Origin of the sequence: Corallococcus sp. AB045 (genome assembly GCF_003668895.1) — a bacterium.
Classification (GTDB): Bacteria; Myxococcota; Myxococcia; order Myxococcales; family Myxococcaceae; genus Corallococcus; species Corallococcus coralloides.
Genome location: NZ_RAWN01000042.1, coordinates 32,768 through 57,274 on the forward strand (window position 1 = coordinate 32,768; position 24,507 = coordinate 57,274).

The window sequence follows — 24,507 nt, forward strand, 5'->3', positions numbered from 1 at the left end:
CCTGGCTTCTCCTGGCTGGAGCCACAGGAGGTTTTTTGACCGTGCATTGGATGAACTCGACGAGTCCAGTCCCGCCAGAAGCATCATTACCCGATGCGTCACTCAACGCTCCCTCTCAAGCGCAGCCCATGCAATCCATTGCCCTATTGACTCGACTCCGCCATGGCATGACACGAGCCGAAGCGGAAGCGCTCGGACAAAACCTCACATTGAGTGGGTACCCGGCGAAGGTGACCTACTTGTTTTCCTCTGACGAAAAGCTTGAGAACTTTGGGGCCTCGGTCGTTCGCCGGGAAGCGCGCTGCGCAACGGCGTTCAAGGCCCTCCACGATGAGGCAGTTTCCGTTCTTGGCTCTCCCACCTCCACCAACCGCGAGGTGGGAGAAAAGCAGTGCGAAGACTGGACCCTCAGTGACTCAGTGCTTCGCATCTGCTGCAGACAAATCGCCCCATCGGACGGAGGAACCGGCTGGATGCTCCTGATGGCGATCAAGTCCTTCTCTCCTCACAAGATGATCGACATCACAAACGGCTTTCACTGAGATTCATGATGGAACTCGGTCCCAGACTCGATACCTTCAGGATCCTCACGTTCGCGAACAGCAAGCCATGAGTATCCTGGACGAGGCAGATCGAAAGCTGACCGACAACGAGTGCGCCGGCGCTAGGGGACGACTACCGCGTGGCCAAGGTTCGCAGGAGCCATCTAGCGCGGCTCTTGCGAACCATGGCATTGCGGAGGAGTACGAGGCCATCCAGTCAAAGCCGAACGACTTCGACGCCCTTCTTGCGGCCACGGCGGCAGAACTCGAGGCGCTCCGGCAGTTCGAGGCCGGCGCATGAGGCTCACTGCCACCATCTCTTCACAAACAATGAAATCAATAGGCGAAACCGTCGCGTCGATTGAAATCACCAGCGCAGACGACGCCTTCTACCGGTTCCGCCTGGGCGCCAACGAACTGCCACTCGGTGACACATGGCATCCAAGCCTTGAGGAAGCCATGCGGCAGGCGAAGTTTGAGTTTTCAGTAGGCCCTGCCGACTGGACGCAAGTCGAAGATTGAGCCCAACGGCAGCGTCGCCCAGAGCGCTTTCACGCTCTGGGCGTCCGGTACGTCTCAGCTGCGCAGACCCGGGGCTTCCTGGCCCGTACGCGCGACGTACTCCGTGTAGCCGCCGCCGTACTTGTGGATGCCGTCCGGCGTCAGCTCCAGCACGCGGTTGGACAGCGCTCCCAGGAAGTGCCGGTCGTGGGACACGAACAACATCGTGCCCTCGTAGCGCGACAGCGCCGTGATCAGCATCTCCTTCGTGCCCATGTCCAGGTGGTTCGTGGGCTCGTCCAGCACCAGGAAGTTCGGCGGGTCGTAGAGCATCTGCGCCATCACCAGACGCGCCTTCTCTCCACCCGACAACACCCGGCACTTCTTCTCCACCTCGTCGCCGCTGAAGCCGAAGCAGCCCGCCAGCGCCCTCAACGAGCCCTGCCCCGCCCGGGGGAACGCGTCCGACAGCTGCTCGAAGACCGTCTTCTCTCCGTCCAGCAGGTCCATGGCGTGCTGCGCGAAGTAACCCATCTTCACGCTGCCACCCAACGCCACCGTGCCTTCATCCGGCTGCGTCGTGCCCGTCACCAGCTTCAGCAACGTGGACTTGCCCGCGCCGTTCACGCCCATCACGCACCAGCGCTCCGCGCGGCGCACCAGGAAGTCCAGGCCGTCGTAGATGGTCCGCTTGCCGTAGCCCTTGGACACGCGCTTCAGGTTCACCACGTCGTCACCGGAACGCGGCGGCGGCTGGAACTCGAAGAGCACCGTGGAGCGGCGCTTCGGCGGCTCCACCTTCTCAATCTTCTCCAGCTTCTTCACCCGGCTCTGCACCTGCGCCGCATGCGACGCGCGGGCCTTGAACCGCTCGATGAACTTGATCTCCTTCGCGAGCATCGCCTGCTGACGCTCGTACTGCGCCTGCTGCTGCGCCTCGTTCTGCGCGCGCTGGCCCTCGTAGAAGTCGTAGTTGCCCGAGTACGTCGTCAGCGAACCGCCGTCGATCTCCACCACCTTCGTCACGATGCGGTTCATGAACTCGCGATCGTGCGACGTCATCAGCAGGCCGCCCTCGTACCCCTTGAGGAAGCCCTCCAGCCAGATGAGCGACTCCAGGTCCAGGTGGTTGGAGGGCTCGTCCAGGAACATGGCGTCCGGCCGCATCAGCAGGATGCGCGCCAAAGCCACGCGCATCTTCCAGCCGCCCGACAGCTTGCCCACGTCGCCGTCCATCATCTCTTCGCTGAAGCCCAGGCCCGCGAGGATTTCCCGCGCGCGGCCCTCCAGCGCGTACCCGCCCAGCTCCTCGAACCGGCCCTGCACGACGCCGTAGCGCTCGACGAGCTTCTCCATGTTGTCCGCCTGGTCCGGGTCACCCATGGCGGCTTCCAGATGCTTCATCTCCGCCGCCACGGTGCTCACCGGGCCCGCGCCGTCCATCACTTCAGACACCGCGCTGCGGCCGTTCATCTCACCGACGTCCTGGCTGAAGTAGCCAATGGTGACGCCACGGTCGATGGAGACCTGTCCCTCGTCCGGGTACTCCTGGCCGGTCATCATCCGGAACAGCGTCGTCTTGCCCGCGCCGTTGGGGCCCACCAGGCCCACCTTTTCGCCCTTGTGGAGCGCGGCCGACGCCTCGATGAAGAGGATCTGCTGACCGTGTTGCTTACCGATGTTGTCGAGACGGATCATGTGCGTACCGAAAGGGCCCGGGGAATCAGGCGGCGCGCCCTTATGCCATGAGCCGCCCGCCGGAGGGATGCTTCCGAACCCCCGACGGCTTCCGGTCCTTCCGCGCGGCCGGGCAGGCAGGCCCCCGCCCGGGATTCCGCCCGGCTTGGAACCTGGACCCTGGAACGCGGGCCTCAGTGGTCCCGGTGCACGGTTCCCGGGGAGAACGCCGGGGTGCAGATGGCCACGTACTCCGCGCCGTCCTCCTCGGGAGTGCTGTAGCGGACCCACTCGCCGGGCTCGCACACCACCGTCTGACCGGCGTGCACGTCCATCACCCCGCCCTTGTGCTCCACCCGCAGCGTGCCCGCGAGCACCAGGGTGATTTCACGGAACTCGGGCGTCTGGCCCGGCTCCTCCCACCCACCGGGGCTGCGCATGTGGGCCACGCTGATGTTGGACGTCTTGGAGTTCACCCGGCCCACGTACTCGTCGATGAGCTTCGGCTTGTTGCCCACGGCCGTCACACGGATGGGCTTCGGGATGAGCGTGGGCATGCGGATGCTCCAGGAGGGGACGAAGGGGAACAGCAGCCATCCCTACCCTACCAGCGCGTGGCGTAGAGTGCCGCCGTGCTGACCGTCGACCCCCATCCCCTCCTCGACCTCATCGCCTTCACCTCCTCGTGGCCCGCCCCCCTGGGGGACCTGCCCGCGCCCGACTGGCTGCAGGCCCTGCTGAAGCCCGGCGCCACCGCGCCCGTCCAGAGTGACGACGCCGTCCGGGGCGCCGTGCGCGACCTGCTCCGCCACGGCGGCTACAAGCCCACGGGCCGGGGCAAGCCCGCGTCCGAGTACCTGGTGCGGGCCTCCGGCGACGGCACCCTGGGCACCATCAACGCCGCGGTGGACGCCTGTAACGCCGTGTCGCTGCACAGCGGCCTGCCCATCAGCGTGGTGGACCTGGACAAGGCCCAGGCCCCGTTCCGCGTCTCCACCGCCATCCAGGGCGACCGCTACGTCTTCAACGCCTCCGGGCAGACCATCGACCTGGAGGGCCTGCTGTGCCTCTTCGACGCGCAGGGCCCGTGCGCCAACGCGGTGAAGGACGCCCAGCGCACCAAGACGGACGCCACCACGCGCCGCACGCTCACGCTGCTGTGGGGCACGAAGGAGCTGAAGGGCCACACCGAGCGCGCCTTCACCTGGTACCGCGAGCTGCTGGAGCGCCTGGGCGCCACCGTCGAGCCCGTGCGCTGAAAGCGCTCTACACCCGGGGCGTCAACGCCAGCCCCGTCACGATGCGCTCGACGATCTCCTCGGGCGGCGGCGTCACGTCCACGGTGAACGCGTCTTCGGGCACCTCCATCGTCTCCAACTGGCTCTGGAGCAGCGACGCCGGCATGAAGTGCCCCACGCGCTTCTGGATCCGCTCGAGGATGACGGACGCGGGCGCGTGCAGGTACACCCAGCGCTCGCGCGCGGAGTCCACGGTGAGCCTCGCCCGGTAGAAGGCCTTGAGGCCGGAGAACGCCAGCACCAGGTCCTCGTCCGCCTCCAGCGCCTTCTCCATCCTCGCGCGCAGGAGCTCCAGCCAGGGCTGCCGGTCCACGTCCGTCAGCGGCGTGCCCGCGGCCATCTTCCGGCGGTTCTCCACCGAGTGCAGGTCGTCCGCGTCCACGAACGTCCACCCCAGCCGGTCCGCGAGCGCCCGGCCCACCGTGGACTTCCCGGTGCCTGAAACGCCCATGACGATGACCACCATGCCGTTGCCGCCTCCCTCGGGTCTCGCGCGCTCCCGCATGCTGCGGCCTTCTTGCCTCGGGCGCCACGCGAGATGCACGGCCGGTGACACACCGGACGTGAGCGTCCGCTGTCCAACGCCATCACCCCCGCGTCCAACATGACTTCCACTTCGCGAAGGAGGAACCATTACCCTCCCGCGCCATCATGACTTCCGTGGGAGCAACCCCCGGCCGGACACTCGCCCGGCTCCTTCTGTGCAGCGGCCTGCTCGCGCTGGTGTCCCTGGCCGCCTGCCGTGACCCCGCCGCCGCGGCCGGCACCGCGCTCTTCGTCACCGCCCAGTTCGAGCCCTCCCTCAACCTCACCCGGCTGCGCATCTCCGCCACCGCGGACGGCGCCTCCGTGCCCACCTCGCTGCTGCCCGAGGACTCCAGCCGCGCGCTCGTGAACGGTGAGACGTTCCGCGTCCTCCTGGACGGCGCGGCCAATGGCACCCAGGCCACCGTCCGCGTGGATGGCCTGCGCGACGACGCCACGGTCGCCACCGGCGAGGCCACCGCCACCGTGCGCGACGGCTACGAGGTGGAGGTCACCGTGCGGCTGACCGCGTCGAACGGCGGCACCTTCTGCGTGGACTGCCCGGACGGCTGCTGCCGCGAAGGCGTGTGCACGTCCCGCACCTTCCGCACCTGCGGCGTGGGCGGCGTCGCGTGCGAGGTCTGCGATTCGATCCGCGCGGACACCTGCACCGACCGGGGCACCTGCGGCTGCGGCACCGGCCCGGCCTGCGACATCAACGCCAGCCGCTGCGCCGGGGGCAAGTGCGTCTGCGGCCTCAGTGGCACCGCGTGCGGACCGGGGCTCGCGTGCATCAACGGCTTCTGCAAGTGCGACCCGTCCACCTGCGGCGGCTGCTGCGAAGGCAACAGCTGCATCCCCGCGCCCAACAAGAACCAGTGCGGCAAGGGCGGCGAGTCCTGCAAGAAGTGCGACAAGCGCTGCAACCCGGACGGCTCCTGCGACTGACGCGCGCTACTTCACGGTGAACGGGCGCGAGCTTCCCGAGTACGGGTGGATGCGCCCGTCCCAGCCGGACTTCCAGTTCCCCTCATGCACCAGCCGGTACGTGCCCGGCTGCGTGTCCCTGGAAATGGGCCACGTGATTCGCACCTGCGAGCACGCGAGCGTGGGCACGCAGTACTCGCGCTGCCAGTGGTACAGCGCGACGCCGTCCCCGTCGTTCGCCACGTCCCGCCACGTGCCATCCGCCTCCCGCCGCTGTACGCGAAGGAAGGTGCCGCCCAGCTTCAGGTCATTGCGCGGATGGCCGCCCCAGAAGGTGACGCTCGCCGTGTCGCCCCGCGCGTAGGACGCCTTCGCCTCCTCCGCGACGGCGCCGAAGTCCACCCAGAGCAGCTTGTCGTCGAACACCACGCCGGGCTGCAACCCCACCACCGCCTTGCGCAGGTCGCGCGGCGGGGGGCCGGGCGGCACGGATGTCCCGTCGCGCAAGCTGGCCGCGAGCCCCGTGAAGGACTGCTGCAGCGCCGCCAGCGTCCACGGGCCAAAGTGCGTGGACGCACCCTCGTAGTCCTGGCGCGCGTACTCCTCGCGCGTGGCCACGTAGCCCGAATAGGCGTTGGCCGGTCCCGCGATGACCACGTCCGTCACGCCCGTGCTTTGGAGCTGCGCGCGCACCGTGTCGCGCAGCCGGCGGCCCGCCATGGTGGTCATTTCGAAGGGCACCGCCACCAGCGCCAGCGGCCCCACCGTCACCACCTGCAGGGGCAGCACCTCCGGGGACCACGGGTAGGGCTTCATGGTGCCCATCTCCAGGACGATGGGCTTCTCCCCCTGGCAGGGCGTGGTGACGGCGGCGCAGGTGAACTGGCTCCACACGTCGTGCACGGACTCGCACGTGGCCCCTTCCGAACCGAAGCCGGGCCCGTCCTCCGCGCCCGCCAGCATGGACAGTCCAATGGCCGCGGGACAGGTGCGGTGCGCGCTGCCGTCCGCGAACGCGGGCGCGACGTCCACCGCGTCCATCTTCACGTAGGCGTGCCGGTAGTCCACGCCGCCCATCACCGGCATCCCGGCGGTGGACCACAGGTGCTCGGCGAAGTCGTACTGCTTCTTCGCGGACAGGGCCGCGTCCTCGAAGTCGTTCGCGCCGCCGCCGTTCGTGCCGCCCAGGATGTTGGGCGTGACGTCGCCTTCATTCGAGTTCGCGAACGCCGCGACGAAGGAGTCCGGGCCTCCAGGCGTCCGTCCTCCCTTCTCCACCTCGAACGTGTGCGCCGCGAGCCCCTTGTTGTCGCCGCTGATGTACGTGTTCGTGTTGCCGAAGGACGTGGCGTGCACGGCGAACCAGTTGACGAGCCCCAGCTCGCGCCCATCCGCTCCCGTCATCCGCAGCAGCGTCATGCGGTTGTCCACGTTGTCGGGATAGCGGACGCGCTCGGACTCCGGGTTGCGCAGGTAGGCTTCCGGTGAGCGGTTGATGCTGGCGCCGTGCAGGTCGCCCGAGGACAGCCGCAGCGAGCCCTCGGCCAGGCGTGCGTTGGCGCGGATGATGGAGTCCGTGATGCCGGAGACGATGGCTTCGAAGTTCTGGGGCACGAAGCCGAAGGTGGTCAGGTTGTAGAACGTGTAGTGGCTGAAGCCGCCCGGCCCGGAGTGCGTGTGCGTGGCGCTGAGCAGCACGTTGTCGTCGGAGAACGTGTCGCCCAGCTTCGAGCGCAGCCGCTCCACCACCTGCTGCTTCACCGCCTGGAACACCATGCCCAGGTCCGCGCTGACGAAGGCCACGCGGCGGCCGTTGCACGGCGAGGCGATGACGAACGCCCGCGAGAACAGCCGCAGGTGGATGCCCTCCGTCTTCTGGCCCACCTGCCCGTAGCCCATCATCCCCACCTCCGCCGCGGGGCCGGTGATGTCCGAGCGCGCCGCGCCGATGAGGAAGTTCGCGGAGCCCGCGCACCCGTTCGCCGGAGCTTCCACTGGAGCTGGAGCCTGCGGCGTCCCCTCCTGCGCGCTGGAAGCGCCCGGCCCCAGCGCCAGCACGCAGCCCAGCAGCAACCCGAGCACGGGAGCGAGGCGGCCGTTCAGCGTGTGCATGACATCCTCCACGGCCTTTCGGAAGGGAAGGCCCCCGGCGGCGGGGCGGGTCCCAAGCGTGTCGCCGTTGCCCCCTGGAGGGCAGCGCACGCGAGGGCAGGCCGTCCGACGCTCCACACTCGAACACGGGAGCGCGGCGGATTCAGTCCATTTCGAGGCAGCGGACGGGCGGCCCGCTCCGCCGCATGGACGCGGAATGCGGGCCTGCTCAGGCCACGCGTGCGGGCCGCGCGGCGACGTGCAGGGTGACGCGGAAGGTGGCGCCGTTCCCCGGCGTGGACTCCGCGGCGATGGTGCCGCCCAGCGCGCGCACGATGGTGTCGCAGATGGACAGGCCCAGGCCGGTGCCCTGGCCCGGCGCCTTGGTGGTGAAGAAGGGGTCGAAGATGCGGCGCAGCAGCTCCGGCGCGATGCCCCGGCCCGTGTCGCGCACCTCCACCACCACCCGGCCGTCGTCGTCCACGCGGCTGATGAGACGGATTTCGTGCTCGTCCGTGAAGCCTTCGGGAATCGCGTGCGCGGCGTTGATGACCAGGTTGAGGAACACCTGGAACAGCTTGCCCTCGTTGGCGCGCACCGTCGGCACGACGCCGTACTGCTTCACCAGCCGGGCGCGCGGCCGGATTTCACTGGCCGCCATCTGCGCCACGGAGTCCAGCACGCGGTGCAGGTCCACCGCCTCCTCGTGCGCGTCGTCCACGCGGGAGAAGACCTTGAGCTGGCGGACGATCTGGCGCATCCGCTCGGAGCCCTCGCGCGCGTCATCCAGCACCTGCTGGTACTCCAGCAGCTCCTCGGCGCCCAGGGGCCGGGGCATGGGGCCCAGCGCGCGGTGCAGGAACTCCAGGTTGGAGAGCACGTAGGACAGCGGGTTGTTCAGCTCATGCGCGATGCCCGCGGCCAGCATGCCCATGGAGGCCAGCCGGTCCCCCAGCATGAGCTGCGCCTGCATGTGCTTGCGCTCGGTGAAGTCGCGCGCCACCGTCACCCGCGCGGGCACGCCGTCGAAGAGCACACCCAGCGTCACCAGGTCCGCGCTCACCACCTGCCCGTCGCGGCGCACCAGCGGCACTTCGTGCGAGCGGGCCGCCAGCGCCCCGTCCTGCGCCTCCTCCAGGTGGCGGCGTGCGACCTCCTGGTCCTCGCGCCGCACCAGGCCCAGCAGGTGCCGGCCCAACAGCTGCGCGGGGTCCTGGTAGCCCAGGTAGTTGGCCATGGCCGGGTTCACCGACAGGAGCATGCCGTCCGTCGTGTGCACCACCACGGGGTCCGGGAACCCTTCGATGAGCAGGTGGAAGCCGGCCTCCGTGCGGCGCAGTGCCGTCTCCGTGCGCACGCGCAGCGCGTCCGTGGTGTGCTGCTCCAGCGCCAGCGACAGCGCGCCGGCCGCGCCGGAGAGCAGATTCACCTCCACGTGCGACCAGGGCCGCGAGTCGTCGCAGTTGTCGAAGCCGATGAAGCCGAACGGCTCGCCGTGCACCACCAGGGGCAGCACCAGCAGCGAACGGATGCCCTGCGCCAGCAGCACGGGCGCGTTGTCCGCGCCGAAGTCCTCCGGCGAGCCCTGCACGGCCTCGCCCCGGTGGAGCTGCTCCAGTTGGTGCAGCGTGAAGGCCTGATCGATGGGCCACGCCTGCGTGTCAGGGTTGTCCAGTTCGCGCGAGATGCCGGGCGCGCACCACTCCGCGCGCTGGGACTGGAGCATCCGGCCGGAGGCGTCGCGATGGAACTCGAAGACGTAGGCGCGGCTGGCGCCCGCGACGCGGCCCAAAGGCTCCAGGATGGAGTTGTACACATCCCCGGAGGCCTCCGGCGCGAGCAGCTGCCGCTGCACCTCCACCATCGCGCCCAGGTAGCGCTCGCGAGTGGCGGCGGCCTCCTCCGCCAGACGGCGCGGGGTGACGTCCACCAGCGTGCCCAGCACGCCGCCCAGGTGCTCCGGATCGCCCGTCGCGGACAGCTCCACCCAGCGCGGCTGCGTGCCGCCCGACAGCCGCAGCTCCAGCCGCGAGGGCACGTCCGTGCGCGCCAGCGCCGTGCGCAGCAGCACGCGCGCCTGGTCCCGGTCCTCCGGATGGAACAGCTCCACCAGCGCGCGGCCCAGCCACGCGTGCACGGGCGCTCCGACCAGTCTCTCCCAGGCGGGGGTCGCCAGGACGAGGCGGCCCGCCGCGTCCAGTTCGAAGAGCGCCTCGCGCAAGAGCGACCCGGCGCGCTGGAAGCGACGCGTGTCCACGAGGTCGCCCGCCACGGATGACTGCCCCAGAGCAGCGGCGCTCCCCGTTTCGCGTTGCTCCTGCGTCACCGCGGCCTCCTTCATCACGGATGAAACGGAATGAAATCTGGATTGGAGGGAAACCCACCCGGTGCGTCCGGGCCCGACCCCTCTTTCCGTCTCACCGCGACCTGAAGCATAGGGCGCTCGAATGTTTCAAAGTCAATGGACCCACCCGGGACTCAGGGGTTTCCCTCGGAGTCTGGAGGCTCCCACCCCCCGGGAATTCCGGAACGGGGGCGTTGACGGCGATCCCCGAGCAGGCGTGCAGGCACGCCCCCGACGATGGCCCACGGGGGCACGTCGCGGGTGACGACGGCGCCCATGCCAATCACCGCGTGGTCACCCACGGTGACACCGTCGGTGATACCCGCGTTGGCGCCCACCCAGACGTCCTGGCCGATCACGATGCCCTTCGAGGTGACGGGCTGCTCGCGCACGGGGCGGTCCGGCGCGAGGCCGTGGTCGAAGGCGTAGAGCGTGGCGCCGCTGGCGATGCGGCTGCCCTCGCCGATGCGGATGCCGCACGTGCCGCCGTCCAGGCTGACGCGCGCGTTGAGGCTGACGCGCGGTTCCAGCACCACCGGCCCGTGCACGAAGGCGTCCGCGCCGATGCTGCACCCCGGCCCGATGCGAACGGTGCGGCCGGGCTCCGCGAAGATGCGCGCCTCCGGGGCGATGAAACATCCTTCGGCGATATCAACTGTCTCCAGCGCGCGCAGGCGGTCCTGCACCTCGCGCTGCCAGGCCTCCGCCCATTCGCGGTGGCGCGGCTTGAGGCTGAAGTAGAGCCACGGCATCCACGACAGCCGCAGCTTGTGTTGTTCACGGCGTTGCGCGTCCAGGTCCACGTGTCCTGACTACCACGGGCCCGGCTTCAACCGGACGCGGGCACCACGGTGAAGTGGCAGCGCTCGCGCTCCATCGCCACGGCCTCCGCGTCCAGGGACACGGGTGACAGGCGGCAGAGCATGTCGTCCGGCTCCCACGGATACGGCTGGCCATCCAGGCGCACGCGCCCTTCGGCCACGGCGCGTGTGGCCTCCACGAGCGACAGCGAGGACAGGTCGCGCATCAGCGCCTCGAAGCGGCCCTGACGCTCCGGGGTGGAGAAGTGGAAGCGGCCGCGCGCGACGACGGCCAGGTGGTACCACATGGGCCGGAAGGCCACGCCGGCCAGGCTCAGTCGCTGGGCCATGGCGAGCAGCACCTCCGTCGTCTCACGCGACAGGCCCAGGCCGGGCACCTCCTGGCCGGGCAGCTGCGGGCGCTTGTCGCTGAAGCGCGCGCGGGGGTGGCGCAGGGACAGCCAGTTGGCGAAGAGGAAGGTCTCGCCCTGGAGCTCCTTCTTCTCCACCACCGAGTCCGACAGCAGGTGCTCGCGGCCGCCCGCGTGGCCCAGCACCATGATGCGGTCGCCGGTGCCGCCGGTGGAGGCCACCTGCACGCGCAGGCGGCTGTAGCCCAGGCGCTCCACGTACGACAGCAGGCCGTAGCGGAAGAGCGCGTACTCGATGCCCTGCGCGGTGTAGTGGCCCAGCACGCGCGGCTGCACCTCCGGCCCCAGCCGCAGCGGGCCCTCCAGGTCCTCCAGCGAGAAGGGCTCCCAGTGCGGCACCTTCCCGGCGGTGTTCGCCTTCTCCGGATCCAACAGGTGCGCGATGCGCTGGAAGCGCGCGCTCAGCGGGTCGTAGCGCGCGGTGATGCGCTGGTGGCCCAGGCCCGCGAGCACCAGCACGGTGCCCGCGAACAGCTTCCAGGACTCCGCGTGGTAGCCGCCACCGGGCAGCCACACGCTGGCCTGTCCCCGCAGCGCGGCGGCGATGGCCACGTCGCGCTTGCGCGCCCCCTGGAGCGTGATGCCCACGCGCCCGAAGCGGTCCCCGGACAGCACGTCCCCGCCAGCGATGACGAAGGTGATGTCGGAAGGGGGCATGCGCGCGAGCAGGTCCTTCACCTTCTGCACGTAGGTGACGTCGTCGCAGCCGTCCGGCACGCGTGTTTCGTCCACGCCGGGGGGCAGCACACCCCAGTCGCTGCCGGACACGGAGCCGATCCACACCTTGGGCTGTCCGGCGAGACACGCCGCGGTGCCATCCGGCGGGTGCGCGTCCAGGTCCAGCACGGCCACGGAGCCGTCGAAGCCGGAGGCGCGCAGGTCCGCCACGGCCACGGCGATGTCGTTGACGGTGCAGAAGCCGCCGCCCTTGTCCGGGCGCGCGTGGTGGAAGCCGCCGGCCATGTTGACCACGGGCCCCTGCCGCGCGAGCGCCAGCCGGGCCGCGCCCAGCGTCCCGCCGCACACGAGCCGCACGCTGTCCAGGAGCGCGTCCACGGGGACCTCGGACGGGTCGGTGGCGTAGATGCGCGCGAGGGTCGCGGGGTCGGAGAGGGACTCCAGGTAGCGGGCGTCGTGCACGCGCGAGAGCTGCGCGTAGGACACGGGCACGGGGTGGCGCACGTCCGCGGCGCGCACCACGCCGGCCTCCAGCAGGTACCAGGTGGTGAAGTCGGTCCCGCGCGGCTCGATGCCCACGGAGGACTCGATGCCGGTGAGGGGGAGGCGGTAGGCCTCGTCGTAGAAGACGTGCACCCGGCCGCGTCCCAGGCCCAGCTTCCACAGCCACGCTTGGATCATCCGCGCCTCGCGGGCGGCAGGGAGTGGCGGTTGTTCACGGGGACGAGGGACACGGGAGGTGGGTCGAAAAGGGTGGTGGCCCCTTCATCCTGCGTGGGGGCCGTGGGCGCAAGGCTCATTCCACGGGGCGCTGGGCCTCTTCCCGAAGGGCGGGGCTGCGGCGGCGCACGGTGCGGGCGGCGACGGTGACGAACAGGGCCCACGCGAGCCCGGCCACCCAGCCGCCGAGCACGTCCGTGGGGTAGTGCACGCCCAGGTACACGCGGGTGCAGCCCACGAGGACGGAGAGCACCAGGGCCACGGAGAGGAGATAGACCTTCACGCGGCGGTGTTCAGCGAACTGGGCCAGCAGCGCGCCCAGCGTGAGGTAGGTGATGGCGGACAGCATGGCGTGGCCGCTGGGGAAGCTGGTGGACATCGTCTCGGTGAGGTGGGGCACCACCGAGGGGCGCGGGCGGTGGAACAGGTTCTTGAGCAGCGCGTTGAGGATCCACCCGCCGACGATGGCGGACAGCACGAAGAGGCTGGTGCGGTAGCGGCGGGCCACCACGAGGAAGCCGCACACGGCCGCGGTGAGGAGCGCCAGGACGGGGAAGCCGCCCAGGGACGTCACGTCGCGAGCGGTCTCCGCGAGCCACCACGGGCCTCGGGGGAGCGCGGGGTCTTCGTCACGGCGCAGGGAGCGCACGATGCGCTCGTCGATGTCCTGCGTTTCGCCTTCATGCACCTCGTCCGACAGGACGACGAAGCCCAGGACGCACGCGACCACGAGCAGGAGCAGCCCCAGGGGCCGCGTCACCATCACGTCCCAACCCGACACCCACCGCCATGGCCCTCGTGACATGGATGTGACTTAGGACAGCGGGTGCGGGCTGGCCACGGGCTTTTCGCGGCGAGTGTCGGACAGGCTCCAGGTGCTCAGGGGTTCTGGACGGACAGGCCCAGGGCCTCGGCCCCGGCGGCCTTCGCCCCGTCGAGGGCCACAATGAGCCGGGTGTAGGGGGCCCGCGCGTCCGGCTGGAAGAACAGGCCGCGCTGGCCCTTGGGGCGGGCCTCCAGGAAGACGCGCAGGCGCGGCACGAAGTCGGCTTCGCTCACGGGCTCGCCCTCCAGGAGGAGCGTGCCGTCCGCGGTGAGGCGCACGAGGCCGGGGGCCAGCTCCTTCGACGTCGGGGGCTCTTCGGTCGGGGTGGCCTGCGCGGACGGGAGCTGGAGCTGGAACTCCCCGCGCATGAGCGGGGTCACGACCATGAAGATGATCAACAGCACGAGGACCACGTCCACGAGCGGCGTGATGTTGATGTCCGACTGGATACCGGATGGGGGTTTCACCACGAATGGGCGTCTTGCGTGCATGGCGGTCCTCCTCAGTTCTTCCGCATGGAGACACCCAGGGACACTTTCAGCGCACCCGCGTCCCGCGACTGTTGCAGCACCCCGAGCACGTCGCCGCAGGTCAGCGTCTCATCGGCCTTGAGGAGCAGCTTGCGGTCAGGCTGGGCGCGCAGCTCCTGCTGAACGCGTTCCTGGAAGCGCGCGGCGTCCGGGAAGGCCTCTTTGCCGACGTACAGCGCCTTGTCGGCGGTGAGGGAGAAGACCAGTGGCTCGGGCTTCTCGCGAGGCTCGCCCTGAGCGGTGGGCAAGGTGACGTCCTTGTCCTGCTGGGCCAGCGGCGTCACGACCATGAAGATGATCAACAGCACCAGCACCACGTCCACCAATGGGGTGACGTTGATGTCGGCCTTCACTCCGCCCCTGCCTCCCACGGCCATTCCCATGCACAGCCTCCGCGCGAGCTCCTGCGAGTCGGAAGCCATGGGACCACGGGGCCTGGATGCCGTTGGCCGTGGGCACCCGGTGGTTCGGTCATGATTCGGTCACGGATGCCGGGCAGAGACGACGATGGGTCGTTCCTCATCAGTCCTGAAAGGCATGGTTCACTCCAGGGAGCTCGGGGCGCGCTCGGCCCGCGATCCAGACGTCGGTACCAGCCATGCGGAACTCGTCGACGGTGTTGAGCACGAAGCCAGGGGCCGCCGTGGGCACGCCGTCGTCGAACCAGCGCAACAGCAACTCGTGAGCGAAGAAGTCGATGAGCAGATGGGCCGTCGCAGGGTCCGCGAGCGCTCGTGCCGGCTCTGGCCAGCCGAGGGCACGCAGCGCCTGATCCAATGGATGTTCCGGCGAGAGAAAGCGCTGACCATCCTCCACCACTTCGACCCAGTCCTGTTCGAGCAGCGCCACGGCGTAGGCGCCGGGCAGGATGACTTCGTAGCGCACCTCGACGATGCCCGGCGTCCGCCAATGCTGGCCGAAGTTCATGGTGCGGACGCTCAAGTTGTCTACCGCCACCGGGCGGCCGTCCACGACATAGCTCGACCTGTGCGGTGAAACGGAGAATCGGGGTCGCCACTCGTTCTGATAGGTCATGGTTCCTTCGGCAGGATACCTGGAGCAGAAGTGAGGACGCTCAGGCGAGGCCAAGGTCATGCGAACGACTGAGGGTGGACCATTGCTGAGCAACGCGGACCTGGATGCGTTCGAGCAGCGATATGGGTTCGCGCTCCCACTCCCGCTTCGTGAGTTCCTGCTGACCAGCAATGGTGGCCGGCCGGAGCGCGACCTCTTCAAGCTCCAGGGTCTGCCAGGGAATCCGTTCGGCCGGGTCCACTTCTTCTTCGGGCTCAACGACCCCATCGAAGCCTGCAACCTGGACTGGAACCTGGAGGTCTTCCGGGATCGCATCCCCCCAGAGCTGCTCCCCATCGCGACGACGGAGGGCGCGGACAAGGTGTGCCTGTCCGTGACCGGTGCCACAGCGGGCCAGGTGTTCTATTGGGACGCGCATGCCCGGCCGGGCACGAACAGCGTCCATTTGCTGGCGGAAGACCTCGACACCTTCATCTCTGCGCTCCAGTCGGATGCGCTGTCGCCTACCGTCCTGGAGTCCTGAGTCACCGGCGTCCGGCGTACGCCCCTGGACGCTCGGACCCGGGAGGCATTGTCACGGGGGTGTGGCCTGTTATCACCCGGTGACGTTCTCACCGGGAGGCACCCGCACATGGCCATCGCCACCATCAGCCCCACCACCGGCAAGACGCTGCGCACGTTCGACGTGCTCTCGTCCGAGGAACTGGAGCGCAAGCTGCAACGGGCCGCGGACACGTTCCGCTCCTACCGCGAGACGTCCTTCGCTGACCGCGCCCGCTGGATGCGCCGCGCCGCTGAGATCCTCGAAGTCGAGGCCGGCCGCTTCGGCCGCATGATGACGGAGGAGATGGGCAAGCCCCTGGAGGCCGCCAAGGCCGAGTCCATCAAGAGCGCCACCGCGTGCCGCTACTACGTCACCCGCGCGGAGAAGCTCCTGCGCGACACGCCCATCGACGTGGACGGTGACACCGCCTTCGTGCGCTACCAGCCCCTGGGCCCCGTCCTGGCCATCATGCCGTGGAACTTCCCCTTCTGGCAGGTCGTGCGCTTCGCCGCCCCCGCCCTCATGGCCGGCAACGTGGGCCTCCTCAAACACGCCAGCAACGTGCCCCAGTGCGCCATCGCAATCGAAGAAATCTTCCGCACCGCCGGCTTCCCTGAAGGCGCCTTCCAATCACTGTTCATCGAGACGTCGGACGTGAACCGCGTCATCGAAGACCCTCGCGTGAAGGCCGTCACCCTCACCGGCAGCGAGGGCGCCGGCCGCGCGGTCGGCGCCGCCGCGGGCCGTGCCATCAAGAAGGTCGTCCTGGAGCTGGGCGGCAGCGACCCGTTCATCGTCATGCCCAGCGCGGACCTGGACAAGGCCGTGCACACCGCCGTGTCCGCGCGCCTCATCAACAACGGCCAGTCCTGCATCGCCGCCAAGCGCTTCATCGTCACCGAACCCATCGCCCAGGAGTTCGAACGCCGCTTCGTCGAACGCATGAAGACCATGGTGGTCGGCGACCCCATGGATCCGAAGACCGACGTCGGTCCGCTCGCCACGCCCGGCATCCTCGAAGGGCTGCACGCCCAGGTGCAGGAGAGCGTCAAGGCCGGCACCCGGCTGCTGCTCGGCGGCAAGCCCCAGGGCGGCCCCGGCAACTTCTACCCGCCCACCGTCCTGGCGGATCCGCCGCCCAAGGCCCCCGCCTTCCACGACGAGCTCTTCGGCCCCGTGGCCACGCTGCTGCGCGCCCGCGACCTGGAGCACGCCATCGAGCTGGCCAACGCGACGCCCTTCGGCCTGGGCGCCAGCGTGTGGACCCAGGACGCGAACGAGCAGCGCCGGCTCATCGACGGCATCGAGGCCGGCATGGTGTTCGTCAACGCGCTCGTCGCCTCCGATGCGCGCCTGCCCTTCGGCGGCGTGAAGCACTCCGGCCACGGCCGCGAGCTGGCCGACCTGGGCATCCGCGAGTTCGTCAACGCGAAGACCGTCCGCATCACCGGCGCGTCCGGCGCACCGCCGCCGTCGAAGCACGCGGGCGAATAGCCCCGCACCGCCCTTCAGCGCGTGCGCACCCGGCCATCCACGGGCGCGCCGTGCACCTCTTCCAGCGCGGACGTCACCGCGTCCACCTCCGCGCCCAGTTGCTCCACGCTGTGGCGCAGGCCCGCGCCGGCCACGTCCGCGTCCGCCGCGTCCGCCGAGCGCACCCGCAGCACCTGGGCGTAGAGGTTCTCCAGGGTGTACGCGAGCCGCGTGAACTCGGCCTCCAGCCGGTCCGCCGCCTTCGTCAGCTCCGCGCGCTGGCGCACCTGCTCATCCAGCACCTGCAACGCCGCGCGCAGCCGGTCGCGCACCACCACGTCCTCCTCCGCGGCCCAGCGCGTCTCCAGCTTCTTGCGCTCGTCCGCCAGCCGCTGCACGTCCTCCGGCGGCGCCACCGTGCGCAGCTCGCGTTCGCGGCGGATGAGCTCGTGGCAGCTCTTGCGCAGGTCCTGCACGGTGCGCTCCGGCGAGCGCACCATCTCCTGCAACACGCCCTTCCCCGCTCGCAACTCCGCGAGCAGCTTCTCGCAGACGGCGTCCACGCGCGTCAGGCGCGGATCCGCCGGCGCCTCCGGCACCTTCGCCTGGGGCAGCACCGGCGCGGGCGGCTCCTCCACGCGCGTCAGCAGGGGGTTGTTGCTCGGCCGCAGGTGCTTCGCGGCGCCCTTGAAGAACGCGAGCGCCACGAACACCAGCCACCAGTACTGCTCCGGCAATCGCACCACCGTGGCCACGCACGCCAGCGCGACGACGAGCTGACCCACGCCCACCACCGGGTTTCGCGCGGCCTCCTCCCGCGCCGCCTTCTCCGCGCGCTTCGCATCGCGGTGCGCCTGCTGCTGCGAGATGTACGCGTCGCGCTTGGCCTGCCGCTCCGCGCGGCGCAGGGCGTCCTTCGACTCGCGCTCCCACTGCTTCTCCCACCGCTGGCGCTCCCGCTCCGCGCCGCGCTCCCACTCCCGTTCCCAGCGGTCGCGCTCCTTCTCGGTGGGCAGGCGGCCCATCCGGCGCACCCAGCCTTCCAGGGCCGCGTCCTTGCGCGCACGTCCCTCCTCGATGGCCGCTTCCAGCCGACGCAGGCGCTCGGCCGCATCGTGAGGGGTCGAGGAGGCAGGGGGCGCTTCGCGGTCTCGGGGCACGAGGTGACGCTAACAACTTCCCCCCGGGTTGGGGACTGCCGTGGGTGGCCCCATAAGCGCAGGTGTTGAGCCATTGGCGCGCGGCGGGCAGGCGGACACGGGCACGCGGTGGTCCCCTGTAAACGGATGCGGTACTGGGAGGGCACGATGACCCTTCCCACCGCCGCGACCCGCCGCTTCCAGTGGTTCAGCCAGGGCGTGCTCCTCTACACCCTGGGCGTCATCCTCTGGGGCGCGTTCGTGCGCGCCACCGGCTCCGGCGCGGGCTGCGGTGACCACTGGCCCGTCTGCAACGGCGAGGTGATACCCCGCGCCCCCACCATCCAGACCCTCATCGAGTACACCCACCGCGTCACCAGCGGCCTGGCCACGGTGCTCGCCGTCGCCCTCTACGTCTGGGCCCGCCGCGAGTTCCCCAAGGGCCACCCGGGCCGCGGCGCGGCGTTCTGGGCGCTGGTGTTCATGCTCACGGAGGGTCTGGTGGGCGCGGGCATCGTGCTGCTCAAGTACGTGGCGCAGGACGCGCGCCTGGGACGCGCGGTGTGGATGGGCGTGCACCTGACCAACACCTTCCTCCTGGTGGGCGCGCAGACGCTGGTGGTGTGGTCATCCAAGGGCCGCGCGCGCATGGTGCTCCAGGGCCAGGGCGTCGTGGGCGCGCTGCTCGGCGGGAGCATCGCCGGCATGCTGGTGCTGGGCGTCAGCGGCGCGGTGGCCGCGCTGGGCGACACGCTCTTCCCCGCCACCAGCCTCGCGCACGGCTTCGAGCAGGACCTGTCGGAGACGGCGCACGTGCTCTTGCGCCTGCGCATGTTCCACCCGGCCATCGCGGTGGCCATGGGCGCGCTGCTGGTGTTCGGAGGCCGTCAGGTGGCGCGGCTGCGGCCCTCGCCGGACGTGCGGCGCGCTTCCACGTGGCTCACCGGCATGTACGTGGCGCAGCTGTGCGCGGGCATCATCAACCTGGTGCTGCTGGCGCCGGTGACGATGCAGCTGGTGCACCTGCTGCTCGCGGACTGCGTGTGGATGTGCGTGGTGCGGCTGTGCGCGGCGGGGCTCGCGGAGGACGCGCCGCGCCTGGAGCCCGCGACCGAGCCCGCCTCCCGCGTGGAGCCGGTGTAGCGCTCAGCCGCGCAGCCCTCGGGGCACCAGCACGCGCGCCACCGCTTCGAAGAGGCCGCTGACCGCGAGCGCGAGCACCGCCGCGGGCACCGCGCCCTCCAGGATGAGCCCCACGTCGTCCAGGCGGATGCCGGTGAGGATGGGCTGGCCGTAGCCGCCCGCGCCCACCAGCGCGCCCAGCGTGGCGGTGCCCACGTTGATGACCGCCGCCGTCTGGATGCCCGCGAGGATGGACGCCGCCGCCATCGGCAGCTCGATGCGCCACAGCCTCGCGCCGGACGGCAGACCCAGCGCCTCCGCGGATTCGCGCACCTCCCACGGGATGCCCTGCAACCCCGCCGCCGTGTTCCGCACGATGGGCAGCAGGCTGTAGAGGAACAGCGCCGCGATGGCCGGCTTCGAGCCGATGCCCAGCAGCGGAATCATGAACACCAGCAGCGCCAGCGACGGCACCGTCTGGATGACGCTGGAGAGGCCCAGCACGCCCTGCCCCAGGCGCGGACGGCGCGCGGCCACCACGCCCAGCGGGATGGCCAGCGCGATGGCCGCCATCAACGACAGCCCCACGAGGAACAAATGCTCGCGCGTGCGCTGCCAGACGCGCGCACCCCGCCCGTCCGTGCGCACCTCCGTCGTCAGGCCCAGTGAAGCCTGGAGGAAGTCCGCCGCCACCCGAGCCTCCGGCACGTGCTCCAGCCGCGCGCGGGCGTTGAGCTGGACCATCTCCGCCTCCGTCAGCGAGCCCTCCAGCCGGCGCAGCGCCTGGACCACCCGGGGCGCTCGCGTCTCCAGGTCCGCGCGGTAGAGGAGCACGGCGTCGTACGCGGGGAAGTGGTGCCGGTCGTCCTCCAGCACGCGCAGCCCGTAGGCGGCGATCTCCGCGTCCGTGGAGTACAGGTCCGTGAGCTGGATGGCGCCGCTCTCCATGCCCCGGTACGCCAGGTCGTGGTCCAGGCCGCGCACGTCGCGCTGGGGCAGGCCGTACGCGTCGCGCAGCGCGGGCCAGCCGTCGCCCCGCTGCATGAACTCGTTGCTGAAGCCCACGCGCAGCTCCGGGTGCGCCTTCAGGTCGGAGATGCGGCGGATGCCCAGCCGCTCGGCCTCCGCTTCCTTCATGCCCAGCGCGTAGGTGTTGTTGAAGCCCAGCGACGCGCCCATCCGCAGGCCTTCGTCCGCGAGCGCCTTCCTCAGCGCGTCGTCGTCCGGCAGCGCGCGGCCCACGAGCAGTTCCTGCCGCAGCGTGCCGGTGTACTCGGGATAGGCGTCCAGCTCGCCACGGCGCAGCGCCTCCCACAACACCGTGGTGCCACCCAACTCGCGCCGGTGCGTTGCCCGCGCGCCAGCGTGCTCCGCCACCTGCGTCACCATCTCCCCGAGGATGACGGACTCGGTGAATTTCTTGGACCCCACGCGCACCTGGGGCCCGTCACCTCCTTCGGTGCTCGTGCACGCGACGGTGAGCAGCAGCAGCCACGCCAGCGACAGCGCGCGCATCATCCCTGCCTCCGCAGGGGCAGCGGGCGCTGCGCCTGGATGAACCGCGTGACGAACGGATCCTTGGGACGCGCCTCCAGGTCGTCCAGCGTGCCCTGCTGCACCACCTGGCCCTCGCGCATCAGCACGATGCCGTCGCCCAGGAAGGCGGCTTCCGCCAGGTCGTGCGTGACGAGCACCACCGTCTTGCCCAGCCGCTCGAAGATGCCGCGCAGGTCCGTCTGGAGGTCATGGCGCACCAGCGGATCCAACGCGCCCAGGGGTTCATCCAGGAGCAATACGTCCGGGTCCAGCATCAGCGCGCGCATCAGCGCCACGCGCTGCCGCTGGCCTCCGGAGAGCTCTCCCGGGAAGCGCTCCAGCGCCTCCGCCGGGAAGCGCGTCAGTTCCACCAACCGCGCCAGCCGCTCGCGGATCCGCGCCTCCGGCCAGCGCAGGTGCCGCGCCATCAGCGTGACGTTCCGCGCGCCGGTGAGGTGCGGGAACAGGCCTCCGCCCTGGAGCGCGTAGCCCACGCGTTGGCGCACGGCGAGCAATGCGTCCGCGGCCTCCGGCAGGGGTTGTCCGTCGAAGAGCACTCGCCCCGTGTCGGGCCGGAGCAGGCCGTTGAGCAGCCGCAGCAGCGTGGACTTCCCGCAGCCGCTGGGGCCGATGAGCACCGTGGTGGCGCCCTTGGGCAGACCCAAGTCCAGCGGGTGCAGGGCCTGCGCGGCACCGAAGCGCTTGGACACTCCTTCCAGGAGGAACACGAACGCCACGTCCCTTCAGCGCGGAGCGAACACGCCGTTGCAGGCGGTCGGAAAGAGGAAGGGCGCACTCGCCGGGAGGCTGCACGCCGCGAACAGGCCCCAGCCCTTGTAGTTCACGCCGCCGGTCCAGACCTGGACGTCACCGCCCCCCTCCGGTGCGGGCGCGGTGAAGCGGACGCAGCGCGTGGCCAGGCCCTCCACGTAGCAGTCGCGCACCTCCACCGGGCCGGCCCCCGGGAGCGCGTCGCGCAGCTCCTCCGCGCTCCGGTCGCGCCAGCGCTCCACCTGGCCCGTGCCCGGCAGCACCGGCAGGAAGACGCTCCAGGAGAAGGTGGACGCGGCACAGCGGATCCTCCCCGCGCGCGTCGTCGCGTCCGCGACCTCGCAGCCCTCCGGTACGTACAGCACCCGCCACGGAAGCCGGGGCGGCGTGACGAGCGCCGACGGCGACAGCGTGTCGCCCTCCGGATTGCCCCGCGTGGCCAGGTACGCGAACAGCTCCAGGCACCGGCCCAGCCCCGCGCGGACGTCGTCGCGCACCACGCAGCCCAGCTGCCGCACGTGGCCCGCGGAGGGCGTCACCGCCGTGACGTAGCCGCCCACCGTGCAGGCGTTCTCACGGGAGCACTGCTCGAATCGGAGGGAGGGGTGTGGCTGTCCCGCGAGCGGCAGCTCACCGCGGGCTTCCGTGAGGCCCGGGCCCAGCCGAGCCTGGACGCGGGCACGGCCGGAGTCCACGGCCTGCGCCTCGCTCAGCCCGGGCTGTTCGTGCAGCCACACGGAGAGCGCGCCGCAGCGGTACGTGCGCGACGTGGCGCTGTCCGGGACTGGGACGCAGCCGTCGAAGAGGGTGCGCGCGTCGTCCACGAAGGGGCCCGAGGGCGTCACGCCCTCGGCCGGGACCGCGTGGGCCACTGGCGCGGACGCAAGACACGCGCTCAGCAGTCCCCCGAATGTCACCCCCATCGCCGCGAGTGCCGTGCGCATCCGCGAGGGGATAGGCGCCGGACCCGGCCGAGTCAACCGGCCCGTCGGCCCGACGCCCACCGCGCTACACACGCGGTCACTGCTTCTTCAGCTGCTTCTCGATCGCCTTCGCCTGCGTCTCGTTGCCGCTGACGACGCGCTCTTCGTTGCCCAGGAGCGCCAGGAAGCTGGCGTCGTTCTTGTACTCCTTGTGGCCCTCCTCGAGCAGGCTCTTGCCCTTCTTCTGGTCCTCCGCGATGCGCGACATGAAGGCCTTGTCGAACGCGGGGCCCTGCTTCGCCTGGAGCGCGTTGATCTCCTCGGTCGTCTTGTCGACGGCCTTGCCCAGCTTCTCGCCGGTGCCCCGCATCTTCTCCTGGTAGCCCTCCTGCACGCCGGAGCCGCCCGTGCCCATCTGCTCCTCGGAGGTGATGTTGCTGTCGGTGAGCGCGCTGACCTCCATCTTCTTCTGCTCGGCCCAGTCGCGCAGGCGGCTCTGGCTCTGCTCGTGGTCCTCGCGCAGCTTGGTGGCGAACTGCTTCACCTGCGGGTCCGACGCCTGCTGCTCCGCGAGCCGCGCCAGTTTGATCTGGCGGTTGTTGAAGACGGCCAGCTTGCCCACGTACTGCACGCGCTTGGCGGCCGCCTCACCCACGGCCTTGCCCCGCTTCGTCTCATGCTCTTCCTGCTTGGCCGGGTCATCGGCATGGGCCGCGAAGCCCATCAGCCCCGTCATGACCGCCGCCGTCACCGCCCGCGTCTTCCAGTTCGTCTTGCGCATGGTCCCTGCCTCCCCCGCCTTCGCGGATGATCGTTTGACGGGGGCAAGGTGTGGATGCGGAAGCCGGGTGCCAGGGCCGCCTGGCTGAGCGCCCTCCCCCCGGGTACGAGGCCCGAGGGAAGAAGCCGCGTCACTCCACCGGCAACAGGCCGCGCACCACCGCGCCGCGCCCCTGCGCCGTGGCCTGGGCCCAGCCGCGCAGGAGCGCCAGCACATCCGAGGAGAAGGTGGGCGTGTCGAGCAGCGTGACGGTGGTGGCCATCCCGCCCGTCTGCGCCTGCTCGAAGCGCGCGGAGAGCCAGCAGGCTCCGGCGCCCACGCCCTCGGGCACCGTGCGCGACACCTCCAGCTCCAGCAGCGAGGACGGGGAAAGCCACCCTTCCGCCCAGCGCAGCCGCCGCTCCAGCAGCGCGCTCAGCGATTCGCTCGCGGCCTTGGCCTGGAGCGGCAGGGGCTCGCCGTCGCCGGAGGGCAGGTACACCTCGCGCAGGAAGGGCGGCTCGCGGGTCAGCGCGTGCGCCGTCGCGCGCAGCCACAGGCGGCAGTCTCGCAGCACGTCCGCCGTGGCCGCCTCGAAGGAGGGCAGCGGGTGGCGCGTCGGGGAGCGGCGGTTGCCCTTGCGGTCCGGCTCCACCTCCACGAAGGGGGACACGCGCGCGCAGCCCTCCACCGTGCCGTCCACCTCCAGCCCCAGCCGCTCCAGCCGCGAGCCCCGGCCCAGGCCGCGCCACAGGTCCACGAAGGCCGCCGCCAGCGGCGCCGCGTTCGCGACCGAGTACGGCCGCCACTCCACGCGCTGACACACCACGCGCGCCGACGGCACCCGCGCCCCGGGAGGCCCCAGCCCCAGCGTCAGGTCCTCGCCGCCCACCGCCACGCGCGCGGACAGCACGTGCCGCACGGGGCCCTCCAGCAGCCACACCCGCAGGGCGCCTCGTGGCACCGCGCCCTCCACGTAGCGCGCGCCCAGCAGCCACAGCTCGCCCTGGATGAGCACGTCCTCGCCCCGGGGCGCGTGCAGGTTCGGCCTCGAGTCCTGACAGCCCAGCACCCAGGCCCCGCGGCCCTCCTGGACCCAGCGCACCCGAAGGCCCTCCGGCAACGCCTCCAACGCGCGCCGCGTGGCCTCCGCCTCGCTCAACCCTTCCGCCATTGGGCCCCTCTAACCAAACAGCGCTACGGTATTCTTACGTAATAGCTGTGATTCGCTCCCCGTGTCAGCACGTTTTTCGTGGTTTCCCGAGTGGGTAACGGGAAACCCGGTAGGTCTGGGTGGGGGTACGGCCGGGGGAC

The 24,507-nt window shown here is 70.5% G+C and carries 24 protein-coding genes; 7 read left to right on the plus strand and 17 right to left on the minus strand.

Features of this window, described 5'->3' with window-relative positions; genetic code table 11:
* The first annotated feature begins 128 nt into the window (after positions 1 to 128).
* Positions 129 to 542: a hypothetical protein gene (locus D7Y21_RS41405; RefSeq protein ID WP_147443145.1), complete on the plus strand. Its 414-nt coding sequence runs from the start codon at positions 129 to 131 to the stop codon at positions 540 to 542.
* A 297-nt stretch (positions 543 to 839) separates the two neighbouring features.
* A complete protein-coding gene (locus D7Y21_RS41410; RefSeq protein WP_147469264.1) occupies positions 840 to 1,064 on the plus strand; it encodes a hypothetical protein in 225 nt (74 codons plus the stop codon).
* Between the two features lie 54 nt (positions 1,065 to 1,118).
* On the opposite strand, the gene D7Y21_RS12810 is transcribed toward D7Y21_RS41410, so the two are convergent.
* Positions 1,119 to 2,741 carry an ABC-F family ATP-binding cassette domain-containing protein gene (locus tag D7Y21_RS12810; protein ID WP_121713405.1) on the minus strand — a complete coding sequence of 541 codons (1,623 nt, stop codon included), beginning with the start codon at positions 2,739 to 2,741 and terminating at the stop codon, positions 1,119 to 1,121.
* Between the two features lie 173 nt (positions 2,742 to 2,914).
* Positions 2,915 to 3,277, minus strand: a complete 363-nt coding sequence (locus tag D7Y21_RS12815) for a cupin domain-containing protein (RefSeq protein WP_120562459.1) — start codon at positions 3,275 to 3,277, stop codon at positions 2,915 to 2,917.
* Between the two features lie 75 nt (positions 3,278 to 3,352).
* Between D7Y21_RS12815 and D7Y21_RS12820 the strand changes: the two genes are divergently transcribed.
* On the plus strand, positions 3,353 to 3,979 hold the full coding sequence (locus tag D7Y21_RS12820; RefSeq protein WP_121713407.1) for a phenylalanine--tRNA ligase beta subunit-related protein: 627 nt from the start codon (positions 3,353 to 3,355) through the stop codon (positions 3,977 to 3,979).
* 7 nt (positions 3,980 to 3,986) lie between these two features.
* On the opposite strand, the gene D7Y21_RS12825 is transcribed toward D7Y21_RS12820, so the two are convergent.
* Positions 3,987 to 4,484, minus strand: coding sequence for a gluconokinase (locus D7Y21_RS12825; RefSeq protein ID WP_121713434.1), 498 nt, complete (start codon positions 4,482 to 4,484; stop codon positions 3,987 to 3,989).
* 194 nt (positions 4,485 to 4,678) lie between these two features.
* Between D7Y21_RS12825 and D7Y21_RS12830 the strand changes: the two genes are divergently transcribed.
* Positions 4,679 to 5,491 (plus strand): cadherin-like beta sandwich domain-containing protein, encoded by an 813-nt coding sequence (locus tag D7Y21_RS12830; protein ID WP_233591473.1) that lies wholly within the window; start codon positions 4,679 to 4,681, stop codon positions 5,489 to 5,491.
* 6 nt (positions 5,492 to 5,497) lie between these two features.
* On the opposite strand, the gene D7Y21_RS12835 is transcribed toward D7Y21_RS12830, so the two are convergent.
* The 8 genes from D7Y21_RS12835 to D7Y21_RS12870 all read right to left on the minus strand — a co-directional run bounded on the left by D7Y21_RS12835 (position 5,498) and on the right by D7Y21_RS12870 (position 14,925).
* Positions 5,498 to 7,582 (minus strand): neutral/alkaline ceramidase, encoded by a 2,085-nt coding sequence (locus tag D7Y21_RS12835; RefSeq protein ID WP_121713409.1) that lies wholly within the window; start codon positions 7,580 to 7,582, stop codon positions 5,498 to 5,500.
* Positions 7,583 to 7,790: 208 nt separating this feature from the next.
* Complete coding sequence (locus D7Y21_RS12840; protein ID WP_120562630.1) at positions 7,791 to 9,887, minus strand: ATP-binding protein; 2,097 nt, start codon at positions 9,885 to 9,887, stop codon at positions 7,791 to 7,793.
* 152 nt (positions 9,888 to 10,039) lie between these two features.
* A complete protein-coding gene (locus D7Y21_RS12845) occupies positions 10,040 to 10,708 on the minus strand; it encodes a DapH/DapD/GlmU-related protein (protein WP_120562463.1) in 669 nt (222 codons plus the stop codon).
* Between the two features lie 26 nt (positions 10,709 to 10,734).
* Entirely contained in the window at positions 10,735 to 12,495 is a 1,761-nt protein-coding gene (locus D7Y21_RS12850; RefSeq protein WP_121713411.1) for a histone deacetylase, read from the minus strand.
* 115 nt (positions 12,496 to 12,610) lie between these two features.
* A complete protein-coding gene (locus tag D7Y21_RS12855) occupies positions 12,611 to 13,339 on the minus strand; it encodes a phosphatase PAP2 family protein (RefSeq protein ID WP_121713413.1) in 729 nt (242 codons plus the stop codon).
* Positions 13,340 to 13,413: 74 nt separating this feature from the next.
* Complete coding sequence (locus tag D7Y21_RS12860) at positions 13,414 to 13,851, minus strand: biopolymer transporter ExbD (RefSeq protein WP_121713414.1); 438 nt, start codon at positions 13,849 to 13,851, stop codon at positions 13,414 to 13,416.
* Positions 13,852 to 13,862: 11 nt separating this feature from the next.
* Positions 13,863 to 14,273, minus strand: coding sequence for a biopolymer transporter ExbD (locus tag D7Y21_RS12865; RefSeq protein WP_121713416.1), 411 nt, complete (start codon positions 14,271 to 14,273; stop codon positions 13,863 to 13,865).
* A 139-nt stretch (positions 14,274 to 14,412) separates the two neighbouring features.
* Entirely contained in the window at positions 14,413 to 14,925 is a 513-nt protein-coding gene (locus tag D7Y21_RS12870; protein ID WP_121713418.1) for a hypothetical protein, read from the minus strand.
* A 58-nt stretch (positions 14,926 to 14,983) separates the two neighbouring features.
* Here D7Y21_RS12870 and D7Y21_RS12875 point away from each other — a divergent pair, with 58 nt between their 5' ends.
* Both D7Y21_RS12875 and D7Y21_RS12880 read left to right on the plus strand, forming a co-directional pair.
* Positions 14,984 to 15,448: an SMI1/KNR4 family protein gene (locus D7Y21_RS12875; protein WP_121713420.1), complete on the plus strand. Its 465-nt coding sequence runs from the start codon at positions 14,984 to 14,986 to the stop codon at positions 15,446 to 15,448.
* A 108-nt stretch (positions 15,449 to 15,556) separates the two neighbouring features.
* Positions 15,557 to 16,963 carry an NAD-dependent succinate-semialdehyde dehydrogenase gene (locus D7Y21_RS12880; protein ID WP_121713422.1) on the plus strand — a complete coding sequence of 469 codons (1,407 nt, stop codon included), beginning with the start codon at positions 15,557 to 15,559 and terminating at the stop codon, positions 16,961 to 16,963.
* Between the two features lie 14 nt (positions 16,964 to 16,977).
* Here the strand turns inward: D7Y21_RS12880 and D7Y21_RS12885 are convergent, their stop codons facing one another.
* On the minus strand, positions 16,978 to 18,102 hold the full coding sequence (locus D7Y21_RS12885; RefSeq protein ID WP_120562471.1) for a hypothetical protein: 1,125 nt from the start codon (positions 18,100 to 18,102) through the stop codon (positions 16,978 to 16,980).
* A 147-nt stretch (positions 18,103 to 18,249) separates the two neighbouring features.
* On the opposite strand from D7Y21_RS12885, the gene D7Y21_RS12890 reads away from it, so the two are divergent.
* Complete coding sequence (locus tag D7Y21_RS12890; RefSeq protein WP_121713424.1) at positions 18,250 to 19,224, plus strand: COX15/CtaA family protein; 975 nt, start codon at positions 18,250 to 18,252, stop codon at positions 19,222 to 19,224.
* A gap of 3 nt (positions 19,225 to 19,227) precedes the next feature.
* On the opposite strand, the gene D7Y21_RS12895 is transcribed toward D7Y21_RS12890, so the two are convergent.
* From D7Y21_RS12895 to D7Y21_RS12915, 5 genes are all read right to left on the minus strand, one after another.
* A complete protein-coding gene (locus tag D7Y21_RS12895; protein ID WP_121713436.1) occupies positions 19,228 to 20,718 on the minus strand; it encodes a glycine betaine ABC transporter substrate-binding protein in 1,491 nt (496 codons plus the stop codon).
* On the minus strand, positions 20,718 to 21,467 hold the full coding sequence (locus D7Y21_RS12900) for an ATP-binding cassette domain-containing protein (RefSeq protein ID WP_121713438.1): 750 nt from the start codon (positions 21,465 to 21,467) through the stop codon (positions 20,718 to 20,720). The genes D7Y21_RS12895 and D7Y21_RS12900 overlap by 1 nt, the downstream gene beginning before the upstream one ends.
* Positions 21,468 to 21,482: 15 nt before the next feature.
* Positions 21,483 to 22,454 carry a hypothetical protein gene (locus D7Y21_RS12905; protein ID WP_147469265.1) on the minus strand — a complete coding sequence of 324 codons (972 nt, stop codon included), beginning with the start codon at positions 22,452 to 22,454 and terminating at the stop codon, positions 21,483 to 21,485.
* A gap of 76 nt (positions 22,455 to 22,530) precedes the next feature.
* Positions 22,531 to 23,214 carry a DUF4142 domain-containing protein gene (locus D7Y21_RS12910; protein ID WP_158619221.1) on the minus strand — a complete coding sequence of 228 codons (684 nt, stop codon included), beginning with the start codon at positions 23,212 to 23,214 and terminating at the stop codon, positions 22,531 to 22,533.
* A gap of 130 nt (positions 23,215 to 23,344) precedes the next feature.
* The gene (locus tag D7Y21_RS12915; protein ID WP_120562476.1) at positions 23,345 to 24,367 is read right to left on the minus strand and encodes a hypothetical protein; all 1,023 of its coding nucleotides are present in this window, start codon (positions 24,365 to 24,367) and stop codon (positions 23,345 to 23,347) included.
* Positions 24,368 to 24,507 lie beyond the last annotated feature (140 nt).